Here is an 11,900-nt window from a genome sequence, read left to right as displayed (position 1 = left end):
CAAGCGACACAATGAATGAGATAAGCCCCGTGACCCAAGCCACCGCGAAAGCGCCCAAGACCCTCACCCTGCCCGACGCGCAGGTGGTAACATCGGTCAAGCACTATACCGACCGGCTGTTCGCCTTCCGGGTGACGCGGCCCGCAAGCCTGCGGTTCCGCTCTGGCGAATTCGTGATGATCGGGCTGATGCAGACGGACGAGAAAACGGGGCTCGAAAAGCCGCTCCTGCGCGCCTATTCCATCGCCTCGCCGTCCTGGGATGACGAACTTGAATTCTACTCGATCAAGGTCCCCGACGGTCCGCTCACCTCGCGCCTCCAGAATATCCAGCCCGGCGACGAGATCATCCTGCGACCCAAGCCCGTGGGCACGCTGGTGCATGACGCGCTCTTGCCGGGCAAGCGGCTCTGGTTCTTTGCAACCGGCACGGGGATCGCACCCTTTGCCTCGCTGCTGCGCGACCCGCAGACCTACGAGGATTATGACGATATCATCCTTACCCATACCTGCCGGGAAGTGGGTGAGTTGACCTATGGGGCCGAATTGATCGAGAGCATCCGCAGCGACGAGATGCTGGAGGAGTTGATCGGCGAGGGTTTTGCCGACAAGCTGCGCTATTATCCCACGACGACGCGCGAGCAGAGTCCCAAGATGGGCCGCATCACCGATCTCCTGCGCTCTGGCGCGGTGTTCACGGATCTGGGCGTTGCCCCCCTCTCGCCCGAAACCGACCGCGCCATGGTCTGCGGCAACCTCGCCTTCAACCTTGAAATCAAGGCGTTGCTTGAAGGCTACGGGCTGCGCGAAGGCGCCAATTCCGACCCCAAGGAATATGTGGTGGAAAAGGCGTTCCTCGACTGACAGGGCCGGGCGCGGGCGCGGCGCGCTTCAGTTCAGAACGCGTGCCACCGCCCCGATCAGATCAAGCACCTCGCGCGTTTCGCGGTCCACCCGATAGACGTGATCCCCCACCCGGTAATAGGTATGTTTCGGGTCAAGCCCGTGCCGCCCCGGATGGCGAATCAGTTGACCGTCATCGATCCGCTCGCCAATGCCATAGATCTTCTTCGCCTGTCCCGGCGGCAGGCAGCCCGTGCCTTTCATGGCCAGACCAGGAGGGCACGCGCCCGGCGGATCGGCCAAAGCGGGAGCAGCCGTCAGGGCCGCTAGGGCGGCGGCAACAAGAAACGTCTGGCGCATCTTCGATCCTCCTGAAGCTGTCATTGCTGACAAGATGGGCCTTGCGACGCAAGGAGCCAACCCGCAAACCGCCCGATGCGCGAAAACCTGCCTTATCTCTTTTCAAGCGGACAGGTTCTCAGCCCAAAGATCGTGTAGAGCGGGCAGGAGGAGATCAGCCCCGTCACCAGCGGCACGACTCCGATCAGGTAAAGCCAGCTATAGGCCGCATCGCGGTTGAAGAAAAAACCTGCCAGCAACGCAACGCCAAGGATGATGCGCAGCGCGCGGTCGAGGGTGCCAACATTCTTCTTGAGCATGGGATCGCCTTTCATGGTTGATGCGGCGATCCTGTCACGCGGTGGCGCAGCGCTCTGTGACCTTGTCACCGGCTACTTGAAATTGCGGCTGTCCTTGAGCTGATCCCAGGCCCAGACGACCTGTTGCAACTGCTCTTCCTGACTGCGGTCACCACCATTGATGTCGGGGTGCAGCACCTTGATCAGCGATTTGTAGGCCTTGCGCAGGTCAGCCTTTGTCCAGTCATCGTCGGCTTCGAGGATGTCCAGCGCGCGCCGCTCGGTCGGCGGCAGCTTGCGCCCGCCGCCCTGCTTGCGGCCGGGATTACGGGTGGCGTTGTCACCCAGAACCTGATGCGGATCCTCGATGCCAAGCCGCGCCCAGGCTCGCGCCTCGGGATCGGTAAAACGGCGTGTTTCACGCTCCCAGACCTTGTCGCGCGAAAGCTGCGCGTTCAGTTCAGCCTCGGTCGTGCCCTCGAAAAAATTCCACTTCAGATTGTACTCGCGCACATGGTCCTGACAGAACCAGAGGTATTCGTCCAGCAGGTCAGGAGATTTCGGCGCGCGGTAGAGCCCCGCCTCGGTGCAACCCTCATGTTCACAAGTCCGTTTCGAGGTTTCCGACGCCCCGGACATGCCCCGTCGCCCACGCGGATTCTTGCGCTTGGCCGACGAAACGGACAGGTCAAAGCCGAAAGGATCAGTCTTGGACATCGGGACACCTCAACGAGTCAGGGCGCAGAGTGTATGCCAAAACGCGCCGAATAGAAGGGGGGCGGGACAAAAAAACCGTGACATTCTGGTGACACGGCGGTCCCTTGCCGAACCGTGACCGGCGGCAAGGGTTTCATCTCAAAGAAGAATTCAAAGGCCGTTCAGTCAGAGCGCGGCAATGGGGCCATGCCCGCCGCCACATCTTCGGGCGCAAGCGACTCGGTCACCAACGGCGGCGTGATCTCGCGCATGAAAACCAGCACCGAGCGATAGATCGTCGCCGTCGAGGTCAGACCCTGCCGCTCTTCGCTGGGCAGGATGTCGCTGCGCAGATAGGTCCAGCCCTCGCGCGCCATCTCGTTGAGCACGTCCTCCAGCCCAAGAGCAAAGCGGCCCTCCGGCGTCTTGACGCCGGGGGCCTTGCGGCCGCGCTTGGGCGCGGGAATGACGCGGTATTCGTGGCGGGGAAAAGTCACGGATGACGGTCGATCATTTCGGAGCGGGGCCGATGATCATGATCATCTGGCGGCCTTCCATCTTTGGCATGTTCTCGACCCGACCGAGTTCCTTGACATCCTCGGCGATGCGCTCGAGCAACTCTCGCCCGAGATGCTGATGCGCCATCTCGCGGCCGCGAAAGCGCAGGGTTATCTTCACCTTGTCGCCGCCTTCCAGAAAACGCAGAACGTTGCGCATCTTGACCTCGTAGTCATGCGTGTCGGTGCCGGGACGGAACTTGACCTCTTTGACCTCGATGATCTTCTGCTTCTTGCGGGCCTCGGCTTCGCGCTTTTGCTGTTCATACTTGAACTTGCCGAAATCCATGATCTTGCAGACCGGAGGTGTCGCATTGGGAGAGATTTCGACCAGGTCGAGCCCGGCTTCCTCAGCCATTTCGAGTGCGCGCTGCGGGGATACGACCCCGACATTCTCGCCATCGGCACCAATCAGTCGGATTTCATCGGCACGGATACGCTCGTTTATGCGGGGTCCGGTTTCGCGCGTGGGGGGCGCGTTGTGAGGTCTGCGGGCTATGGCTTTGGTCCTTCGATTGTTGCATTTGTCGGCTATATTTGGCGGTGCAAGGTAAACGCGGGAATAGCGGCTTTCAAGCCGCAAAATCGGCGGGAGAGAGCCTAAATCAAGCGTTCTTATCCTTGTTGCTTTTCCACGAGAGCGCCATGTGACACACGGCCTTGTGAAGGGGCCGCAACGATGTGGCAACCCGCAAGGATGTTGAGGAGCATGGTATGAGAAACCTGATCTGGATCGTTCTGGCCGTGATCGTGCTGGGGGGTGGCTACATGCTGTTTACCGGCAAATCGGTCAATGAGGTGGTCGAGACCGTGACCGGCACGACCGCCGAAGTCGAGGCCCCGACAGCGCTCGAGGAAGCGGCAACCGCAGCGGGAGAGGCGGTCGAGGCCGCGCAGGAGGCAGCGTCCGACGCCGCCACCGCCGTGACCGAGACCGCGCAAGAGGCCGTCGAGGCTGCGCAGGAGGCGGTCAGTGCTGCGCAGGAAACGATCGGTGCAACCGCAACCGAGGCGACAGAAGCGGCGAGCGAGACAGCCGCTCAAGCCACCGAAACCGGCACCGAGCCCACATCCCAAGCCATGGACCAAGGTCAGACCGCCGAGGGTCAGGCTCCCGAGGCACTGACCATCGAGGGCTTTGACATGGCGCGTGTGCGCAACCTGATCGAAGAGTCCGGGCTTGACGCAATGCAGAAGACCCTGCTTATCGAGGGGATCCGCGCCGCGCAGGACAATCCCGACCAACTGCAATCCGCGCTCGAGGCCGCGCGCACCGCGCTCGGATACTGACCCCGCCACCCGTGGGGAACCCGCGCGACGCACAGGCGTTGCGCGGGTATTTTCATGTCTGACCGACGCTGATCTCGGGTTCAGCGGCTATTCCGCCGCCACCCGACGCGCCGCGAAGATCTCCTTGAGATAGCGCCCGGTATGGCTGCGCGGCTCTTCGGCCACCTCCTCTGGCGTGCCCACGGCCACGATCTCGCCGCCGCCATCGCCGCCCTCGGGGCCGATGTCGATGATATGGTCGGCGGTCTTGATCACATCGAGGTTATGCTCGATCACCACCACCGAATTGCCCTGATCGACCAATTCATGCAGCACCTCCAAGAGCTTCTTCACATCCTCGAAATGCAGCCCCGTGGTCGGCTCGTCGAGGATGTAGAGCGTGCGCCCTGTCGCGCGCTTGCTGAGTTCCTTTGACAGCTTCACGCGCTGTGCCTCGCCGCCCGAAAGCGTGGTCGCCTGCTGACCCACCTTGATATAGCCCAGCCCCACGCGCATCAGCGCATCCATCTTCTCGCGGATGCTCGGGACCGCCTTGAAGAACGCCTGCGCGTCCTCGACTGTCATGTCGAGCACGTCGGCAATACTCTTGCCCTTGAACTTGATTTCCAGCGTCTCGCGGTTGTAGCGCGCGCCCTTGCAGGTCTCGCAGGTGACATAGACATCGGGCAGGAAATGCATCTCGATCTTGATCAGACCATCGCCCTGACAGGCCTCGCAGCGCCCGCCCTTGACGTTGAACGAAAAGCGCCCCGGCTTGTAGCCGCGCGCCTTGGCCTCGGGCAGACCGGCGAACCAGTCCCGGATCGGCGTGAACGCCCCGGTATAGGTGGCCGGGTTACTGCGCGGCGTGCGCCCGATGGGGCGTTGGTCGATGTCGATCACCTTGTCGAGATGCTCCAGCCCCTTGATGGTTTCACAGGGCGCGGGCGTCTGGCGCGCGCCGTTCAGACGCATGGAGGCGGTCTTGAACAGCGTCTCGATGGTCAGCGTCGATTTGCCGCCACCCGACACGCCCGAAACACAGACGAATTGCCCCAGCGGAAACGTGGCCGTCACCTCCTTGAGGTTGTTGCCGGTCGCCCTGACCACGGTCAGCTTCTTCTTGTTGCCCTTGCGCCGCACCTCCGGCACCGCAATCTCGCGCGCGCCCGACAGGTATTGCCCGGTCAGCGAGGCCGGATCGGCCGCCACCGCCTCGGGCGTGCCATGGCTCACCACCCGGCCGCCATGCACCCCGGCACCGGGGCCAATGTCAAAGACGTAATCGGCGGTGCGAATGGCCTCCTCGTCATGCTCGACCACGATCACCGTATTGCCCTGATCGCGCAGATTGCGCAGCGTCTGCAACAACCGCCCATTGTCGCGCTGATGCAGACCGATCGACGGCTCATCCAGCACATAAAGCACGCCGGTCAACCCGCTGCCGATCTGGCTTGCCAGCCGGATGCGCTGGCTCTCGCCGCCCGACAGCGTGCCGGCACTGCGCGAGAGCGTCAGGTAATCCAGACCCACATTGACCAGAAACCCCAGCCGCTCGCGGATTTCCTTGAGAATGGCGCGGGCGATCTCGTTTTTCTGCTTGCCCAGATGCTCCGGCACGGTCGCGCACCAGTCATGCGCCTCGCGGATCGACATCTGCACCACCTGCCCGACATGAAGCCCCGCAATCCGCACCGCCAATGCCTCGGGGCGCAGCCGGTAGCCGCCGCAGGCACCGCAGGGGCGATTGTTCTGATAGCGTTCGAATTCCTCGCGCACCCATGCCGAATCCGTCTCGCGATAGCGGCGTTCCATATTGGGAATCACACCCTCGAACACCCGACTCACCTGATAGACGCGGCCGCCCTCGTCATAGCGGAAATTGATCTCGTCCTCGCCAGAGCCATGCAAAAACACCTGTTTGACATGGGCGGGCAGGTCTTTCCATGGCGTGTTGCGGTCAAATTCGTAATGCCTGGCGATGGAATTGATCGTCTGCGTGAAATAGGGGGATTTTCCCTTGCGCCAGGGCGCAATCGCCCCATCCGCCAGCCTGAGCGCCTCGTCGGGCACCACAAGGCGCTCGTCAAAGAACAACTCCGCCCCCAGCCCGCCGCAATCGGGGCAGGCCCCGAACGGCGCGTTGAAGGAAAACAGCCGCGGCTCGATCTCGGAGATGGTGAAGCCACTGACCGGACAAGCGAATTTCTCCGAAAAGGTGATACGCTCCGGCTCGCCGTCCTTGGGCGCAGTCTCCAGCACCGCAATCCCGTCCGCCAGATCAAGCGCGGTGCGGAAACTGTCCGCAAGCCGCGTCTCCAGCCCCTCTTTGACCACCAGACGATCCACCACCACGTCGATGTCGTGGCGGAATTTCTTGTCCAGAACGGGCGGCTCGTCCAACTCGTGGAACTCACCATCCACCTTGACCCGCTGAAAGCCCTGCTTGCGCAACTCCAGAAATTCCTTGCGATACTCGCCCTTGCGGTCGCGCACGATGGGGGCCAGCAGATAGGCGCGCGTGCCTTCCTCCATCGCCATGACCCGGTCCACCATGTCCTGAACCTGTTGCGCCTCGATGGGCAGGCCGGTGGCGGGCGAATAGGGCGTGCCGACGCGGGCAAACAGCAGCCGCATGTAATCGTAGATCTCGGTGACGGTGCCCACGGTCGAGCGCGGGTTCTTCGATGTCGTCTTTTGCTCGATGGAAATGGCGGGGGACAGGCCGCTGATGTGATCCACATCCGGCTTTTCCATCATGTCGAGAAACTGCCGCGCATAGGCGCTGAGGGATTCGACATAGCGCCGCTGCCCCTCGGCATAGATCGTGTCAAAGGCAAGGCTCGACTTGCCAGACCCCGACAGGCCAGTGATCACCACCAGCTGATCGCGCGGAATATCCACGTCGATATTCTTGAGGTTATGCTCGCGCGCACCGCGCACGGAGATCGTCTTGAGTTCGGCCATGAGAGCCCCCTTGCCACCGGACATCACATAGAGGAGTGCTGCGAGTCGTCCAAGCCGAAATTGTGAACGGATAGGGAACAACAGGGCCTTCGGGGCAGGTTCATCGTTATCCCCCTTTCCCGTCATCCCCGCGAAAGCGGGGATCTCCGGGCGCCAAGAGATCCTCGGGTCAGGCCCGAGGATGACGGACCTTGGACATGCCCCCCTATTTCTGCGCGATCGCCCAGGCGCAGAGGGGAAATGCCGGGTCGTCGGTCAGATCGTCGGTTTCGGGGTCGTGGACCGGCGGCCAGATGTCTTCGAGGTTGCGCCGCGCGGCGGCGCGGTTGCCCCATTGCCGCGCGGTGATATTTGCCTCGGGAAATCCCGCCTCGACCAGCAGGTTCTTCAGCCCCCGGGCCGACCAGCGCGAGCAATCGACCGGATCGCCGTGATACGGAATGAAGAACGGCACCGCGAGCCAGAACCACCCCCCCTCGCGCAGCATCGCACGCACGTTCTGCGTCGCGGCATAGGGCCGATCGAGATGCTCCCAGACCTGATTGGCAAGGACGATGTCATATTGCACCACCGCGCCGCCCTCATCGGTGAACGCCCCCTTGCAGATGTCGTGGCGCGGATAGCGGTAGCGGGTATAGCTGCGAAACTCGAATCGCCGCCCGAACTTGCCCGAGATTTCGGCGGCATCCATCGTTGCAGGCTCCACCCCCTCAAGCCAGCGCCGCGTGGCCTTCTGCATGACGATGCGGTTGAGACTGGCCACGATGCTGCCTTTCTGTGCGGGGCGAAGGTTACAAGAACGTGCGCGGCTATTCGTCGTCCACCAGCGAAAAGAGGTGCGGCACCGCCGGACAGGGCGCAAGCGTGTTGCCTGCGACATCGCTCAGCCGGGTCTGGTGCAGGAAAACGTAGACATGCGCGCTCAGCCCCTCCCAGAGCCGGTTGGACAGCGATTGCGCGCGCGACCCGCTGGCCCCGCCAGAGGCCCCCGCCCCCTTGTGCAGCGCGTCCACCGTCTCGTCCACCGCTGCCAGCACATCGGCGACGCGGATTTCCGAGGCGGGCCGCGCCAGCCGATAGCCGCCCCCCGGCCCGCGCACCGACGCCACCAGATCGGCCCGGCGCAGCTTGACGAAAAGCTGTTCGAGATAGGGCAGCGATATATCCTGCCGCCGCGACACATCGCCCAATGTCACCACGTCGCCCTCGGGTTGAAGCGCGATATCGACTAGCGCCACCATCGCATAGCGCCCCTTGGTGCTGAGTTTCATGGCCCTCTCCCCCGCTCGTCACCGATTGACCTTGGCCGATACAGGGCTTATCTGCATTCGAGCCGGTCCGGCTCCGATCATATCCGAACCATGCCCAGGGATGCGAGAGCGAATGCGTCACACCGATCGCCCGCGCGCGCAAGAAGGACAGTAGCACATGCCCGAGGTTATCTTTCCCGGCCCGGAGGGCCGACTGGAAGGCCGTTACCATCCGCAGCGCGACCGCGACGCGCCCATTGCCATCGTCCTGCACCCGCACCCACAATTCGGCGGCACGATGAACAACAAGGTGGTGTATAACCTCCACTATGCCTTCTACAACATGGGCTTCACCGTGCTGCGCTTCAATTTCCGTGGCGTGGGCCGAAGTCAGGGCGAGTACGATCAGGGTGTGGGCGAATTGAGCGATGCGGCCTCTGCGCTCGATTACCTGCAATCCATGAACGCCAATTCCAAGCATTGCTGGGTGGCGGGTTTTTCCTTTGGCGCGTGGATCGGAATGCAGCTTCTGATGCGGCGACCCGAGGTGACGGGGTTCATCTCGGTCGCGCCCCCGGCCAACATGTATGATTTCTCGTTCCTCGCCCCCTGCCCGGCCTCCGGTCTGATCATCAACGGGACAGCAGATCGCGTTGCCCCTCCCGCCGACACGTCCTCGCTTGTTGGCAAGCTGCAGGAACAGCAAGGCATCACCATCACCCATGAACAGATCGAGGGCGCCGATCACTTCTTCCGCGAGCCGCATATGGACACGATGATCGACTCCGTGACCGGCTATGTGAAACGCCGCCTGACCGAAACCACGCGCTGAGGCCACCCGATGGGCATGATCGAGGACATGGCCGACGAACTCGCCCGCGACGTGCTCAAGGCGATCGAGGTCACCGGCGACGAAGAGTTGCTGAGCGTCATTACCAAGGTTCTCGCCGAAAGCTCTCAGACCGCCGAAGAGGCGTTTCTGACCGCCTTTCGCGTGCGTCGCGCCAACGCCAAGGCCCGCGCCCTGCTGATGGACAAACTCCAGAGGTTCAAGGCCGCGAAAGCGGGTGGGGCAACCGCCAAGCCTGACCGCGCGCCGCCCGGAACCAACGAGGCGTAGCGCCCCCAAGAAAAACGACCGGACCTGTCGCAAACCGACATGCGCGCGGCGCTCGGGCGGTCAGTCTGTCCGAAACGACCCTTGGGAGGCTGCCATGAAAACCACAACGCGCGTCTGCGTCATCGGCGGCGGCGTCGTCGGCTGTTCGGTGCTCTATCACCTGACCAAGCTGGGCTGGTCGGATGTCATGCTTCTGGAACGATCAGAATTAACGTCAGGTTCCACCTGGCACGCGGCGGGGGGGTTTCACACGCTCAACGGCGATACCAACATGGCCGCCCTTCAGGGCTATACGATCCGCCTCTACAAGGAACTCGAAGAGATCACCGGCATGTCCTGCGGGCTGCACCATGTCGGCGGCGTCACGCTGGCGGACAACCGCGACCGCTTTGACATGCTGCTGGCCGAGCGCGCCAAGCATCGCTACATGGGTCTCGACACCCATATCGTGACGCCCGAGGAAATCCGCGAGATCGCGCCGGTGACCAATATAGAGGGCATCATCGGCGGGCTATATGACCCGCTTGACGGCCATCTTGATCCCTCGGGCACCACCCACGCCTATGCACGCGCCGCCCGCATGGGCGGCGCCACCATCGAGACGCATTGCATGGTGCGCGAAACCAGGCAGCGCGCCGATGGCACATGGGACGTGGTGACCGACAAGGGCACCATTCATGCCGAACATGTGGTCAACGCGGGCGGCCTCTGGGCGCGCGAAGTGGGGGCGATGGCGGGCGTCTATCTGCCGCTGCACCCGATGGAACATCAGTATATCGTGACCGACGAGATCCCCGAGATTTACGGGCGCGACAGCGAACACCCGCATGTCATGGACCCGGCGGGCGAAAGCTATCTGAGGCAAGAGGGGCGCGGCCTCTGCATCGGCTTCTATGAGCAGCCCTGCAAACCTTGGGCGGTCGATGGCACGCCTTGGGATTTCGGCCATGAACTCTTGCCTGACAACCTTGATAAAATCGAGGCCAGCATTGAATTCGCCTACCGCCGGTTCCCCGTGCTGGAAACCGCGGGGGTCAAATCGGTCATTCACGGCCCCTTCACCTTTGCCCCCGATGGTAACCCGCTGGTCGGCCCCATTCCGGGCCTGCGCGGCTATTGGTCCGCCTGCGGCGTGATGGCGGGGTTCAGCCAGGGCGGCGGCGTCGGCCTCATGCTGGCGCAATGGATGATTCATGGGGAATGCGAGCGTGACGTCACAGCGATGGACGTGGCGCGCTTTGGCGGCTGGATCACGCCGGGCTATACCCGCCCGAAAGTCATTGAAAACTATCAGAAACGATTCTCCGTCTCCTACCCGAACGAAGAACTGCCCGCCGCGCGCCCGCTGCGGCAAACGCCGATGTATGACATCTTTGACAGCATGGGGGCGGTCTGGGGCGCGCAATTCGGGCTGGAGGTGGTCAATTACTTCGCGCAAGGCTATGGGGCCTCAAGCAGCGAAGCGGTAGGCCAACAAAAAGAGCCGCGTTTCGAGACCCCGTCCTTCCGCCGCTCCAACGCCTGGGAGGCGACCGCGCGCGAGGTCCGCGCCGTGCGCGAGGGTGTCGGCATCAACGAGGTGCAGAATTTCGGCAAGTATCTGATCACAGGCGAAAATGCGCGCGGCTGGCTCGACCGGATCATGGCGGGGCGTATCCCCGCGCCGGGGCGGCTCTCGCTCATGCCGATGCTCTCGCCCAAGGGGCGGCTCTGGGGCGATTTCACGGTGTCCTGCCTCGATGAGGCGACCTTTCAACTCACCGCCTCTTATGGCGCGCAGGCGGTCCATATGCGCTGGTTCCAGCAAAACGGGGCCGAGGGGGTCAGGGTCGAAAACATCTCCGACCGCCTCACCGGGTTTCAGATCGCCGGGCCGCGCGCGCGCGACGTGCTGGTGGCCTGCACCCGCGACGCGGTGGCCGACATGGCGTTCATGGATCTGCGCCGCGCGACCCTTGGCATGGTGGATTGCCGCGTGCAGCGCGTCAGCTACACCGGCGATCTGGGGTATGAGATCTATTGCGATCCGATGGCGCAAAGGGCGCTCTGGGAGGTGCTGTGGACCGAGGGGCAGCAACACGGGATGAAGCCTTTCGGCATGCGCGCGATGATGTCACTGCGGCTGGATCGGTTCTTCGGCTCCTGGCTCAATGAATTTTCGCCCGATTATACACCGGGCGAGACCGGGATGGACCGCTTTATCGCGTGGAAGAAGAACGCCGATTTCATCGGGCGCACCGCGGCCGAGGCCGAGCGCGCCAAGGGGGCCGCGCGGCGTCTGGTGGCCTTCGAGGTGGACGCCGCGGACGCCGATGTGAACGGATACGAGCCGGTCTGGATCGGCGGCGTGGTGCGCGGTTTTTGCACCTCGGGCGGCTATTCGCATCACACGGGCAAATCCATCGCGCTGGCGCTCATCCCGGCGGAGGTGGCGCAGGACGGGCTGGAGGTGGAAATCGAGATCCTCGGAGAGCGCCGCGCCGCACGCCTGATCACGGAACCGCTTTTTGATGCGGACGGCGCGCGGATGCGCGGCTGAGCCACCCGGCCTGACCGTCGGA

Annotated in this window: 13 protein-coding genes; 5 read left to right on the top strand and 8 right to left on the bottom strand. The window is 63.2% G+C overall.

Annotation, left to right across the window (positions count from 1 at the left end; all coding sequences use genetic code 11):
* Nucleotides 1–11 precede the first annotated feature (11 nt).
* Nucleotides 12–863 (top strand): ferredoxin--NADP reductase, encoded by an 852-nt coding sequence (locus KAK09_RS04385; RefSeq protein WP_210877625.1) that lies wholly within the window; start codon nucleotides 12–14, stop codon nucleotides 861–863.
* 27 nt (nucleotides 864–890) lie between these two features.
* On the opposite strand, the gene KAK09_RS04380 is transcribed toward KAK09_RS04385, so the two are convergent.
* The 5 genes from KAK09_RS04380 to infC form a co-directional block, all read right to left on the bottom strand.
* On the bottom strand, nucleotides 891–1,202 hold the full coding sequence (locus KAK09_RS04380; protein WP_210877624.1) for an excinuclease ABC subunit A: 312 nt from the start codon (nucleotides 1,200–1,202) through the stop codon (nucleotides 891–893).
* Nucleotides 1,203–1,294: 92 nt separating this feature from the next.
* Nucleotides 1,295–1,516, bottom strand: a complete 222-nt coding sequence (locus KAK09_RS04375; protein WP_418895512.1) for a YgaP family membrane protein — start codon at nucleotides 1,514–1,516, stop codon at nucleotides 1,295–1,297.
* A 57-nt stretch (nucleotides 1,517–1,573) separates the two neighbouring features.
* The gene (locus KAK09_RS04370; protein WP_210877623.1) at nucleotides 1,574–2,197 is read right to left on the bottom strand and encodes a J domain-containing protein; all 624 of its coding nucleotides are present in this window, start codon (nucleotides 2,195–2,197) and stop codon (nucleotides 1,574–1,576) included.
* A gap of 161 nt (nucleotides 2,198–2,358) precedes the next feature.
* Nucleotides 2,359–2,673 (bottom strand): DUF4177 domain-containing protein, encoded by a 315-nt coding sequence (locus tag KAK09_RS04365; protein ID WP_247651053.1) that lies wholly within the window; start codon nucleotides 2,671–2,673, stop codon nucleotides 2,359–2,361.
* 13 nt (nucleotides 2,674–2,686) lie between these two features.
* On the bottom strand, nucleotides 2,687–3,316 hold the full coding sequence (infC, locus tag KAK09_RS04360) for a translation initiation factor IF-3 (RefSeq protein ID WP_336244420.1): 630 nt from the start codon (nucleotides 3,314–3,316) through the stop codon (nucleotides 2,687–2,689).
* Between the two features lie 131 nt (nucleotides 3,317–3,447).
* Here infC and KAK09_RS04355 point away from each other — a divergent pair, with 131 nt between their 5' ends.
* Nucleotides 3,448–4,023 (top strand): translation initiation factor 3, encoded by a 576-nt coding sequence (locus KAK09_RS04355; RefSeq protein ID WP_210877622.1) that lies wholly within the window; start codon nucleotides 3,448–3,450, stop codon nucleotides 4,021–4,023.
* Nucleotides 4,024–4,110: 87 nt separating this feature from the next.
* Here the strand turns inward: KAK09_RS04355 and uvrA are convergent, their stop codons facing one another.
* From uvrA to iscR, 3 genes are all read right to left on the bottom strand, one after another.
* A complete protein-coding gene (gene uvrA, locus KAK09_RS04350; RefSeq protein ID WP_210877621.1) occupies nucleotides 4,111–6,969 on the bottom strand; it encodes an excinuclease ABC subunit UvrA in 2,859 nt (952 codons plus the stop codon).
* 205 nt (nucleotides 6,970–7,174) lie between these two features.
* Entirely contained in the window at nucleotides 7,175–7,732 is a 558-nt protein-coding gene (locus tag KAK09_RS04345) for a methyltransferase (protein WP_210877620.1), read from the bottom strand.
* Between the two features lie 46 nt (nucleotides 7,733–7,778).
* Nucleotides 7,779–8,240, bottom strand: coding sequence for a Fe-S cluster assembly transcriptional regulator IscR (iscR, locus tag KAK09_RS04340; protein ID WP_210877619.1), 462 nt, complete (start codon nucleotides 8,238–8,240; stop codon nucleotides 7,779–7,781).
* 157 nt (nucleotides 8,241–8,397) lie between these two features.
* Between iscR and KAK09_RS04335 the strand changes: the two genes are divergently transcribed.
* From KAK09_RS04335 to KAK09_RS04325, 3 genes are all read left to right on the top strand, one after another.
* Complete coding sequence (locus KAK09_RS04335) at nucleotides 8,398–9,051, top strand: alpha/beta hydrolase (RefSeq protein WP_210877618.1); 654 nt, start codon at nucleotides 8,398–8,400, stop codon at nucleotides 9,049–9,051.
* Between the two features lie 9 nt (nucleotides 9,052–9,060).
* Nucleotides 9,061–9,339 carry a hypothetical protein gene (locus KAK09_RS04330; protein WP_210877617.1) on the top strand — a complete coding sequence of 93 codons (279 nt, stop codon included), beginning with the start codon at nucleotides 9,061–9,063 and terminating at the stop codon, nucleotides 9,337–9,339.
* A gap of 94 nt (nucleotides 9,340–9,433) precedes the next feature.
* Entirely contained in the window at nucleotides 9,434–11,878 is a 2,445-nt protein-coding gene (locus KAK09_RS04325; RefSeq protein ID WP_210877616.1) for a GcvT family protein, read from the top strand.
* The last annotated feature ends 22 nt before the right edge of the window (nucleotides 11,879–11,900 follow it).

It is taken from the genome of Roseovarius autotrophicus, assembly GCF_018069895.1.
In the GTDB taxonomy this organism is placed as follows: domain Bacteria; phylum Pseudomonadota; class Alphaproteobacteria; order Rhodobacterales; family Rhodobacteraceae; genus Roseovarius; species Roseovarius autotrophicus.
The sequence above is the reverse complement of the archived record's forward strand: the minus strand, read 5'-3'. Positions and strand labels throughout refer to the sequence as shown.

Bases quoted from the DNA above. Each gene is read 5' to 3' on its own strand.
- uvrA (WP_210877621.1), bottom strand. From the start codon at position 6,969: ATGGCCGAACTCAAGACGATCTCCGTGCGCGGTGCGCGCGAGCATAAC.
- KAK09_RS04385 (WP_210877625.1), top strand. From the start codon at position 12: ATGAATGAGATAAGCCCCGTGACCCAAGCCACCGCGAAAGCGCCCAAG.
- KAK09_RS04375 (WP_418895512.1), bottom strand. From the start codon at position 1,516: ATGAAAGGCGATCCCATGCTCAAGAAGAATGTTGGCACCCTCGACCGC.
- KAK09_RS04335 (WP_210877618.1), top strand. From the start codon at position 8,398: ATGCCCGAGGTTATCTTTCCCGGCCCGGAGGGCCGACTGGAAGGCCGT.
- KAK09_RS04380 (WP_210877624.1), bottom strand. From the start codon at position 1,202: ATGCGCCAGACGTTTCTTGTTGCCGCCGCCCTAGCGGCCCTGACGGCT.
- KAK09_RS04330 (WP_210877617.1), top strand. From the start codon at position 9,061: ATGGGCATGATCGAGGACATGGCCGACGAACTCGCCCGCGACGTGCTC.
- iscR (WP_210877619.1), bottom strand. From the start codon at position 8,240: ATGAAACTCAGCACCAAGGGGCGCTATGCGATGGTGGCGCTAGTCGAT.
- KAK09_RS04370 (WP_210877623.1), bottom strand. From the start codon at position 2,197: ATGTCCAAGACTGATCCTTTCGGCTTTGACCTGTCCGTTTCGTCGGCC.
- KAK09_RS04325 (WP_210877616.1), top strand. From the start codon at position 9,434: ATGAAAACCACAACGCGCGTCTGCGTCATCGGCGGCGGCGTCGTCGGC.
- KAK09_RS04355 (WP_210877622.1), top strand. From the start codon at position 3,448: ATGAGAAACCTGATCTGGATCGTTCTGGCCGTGATCGTGCTGGGGGGT.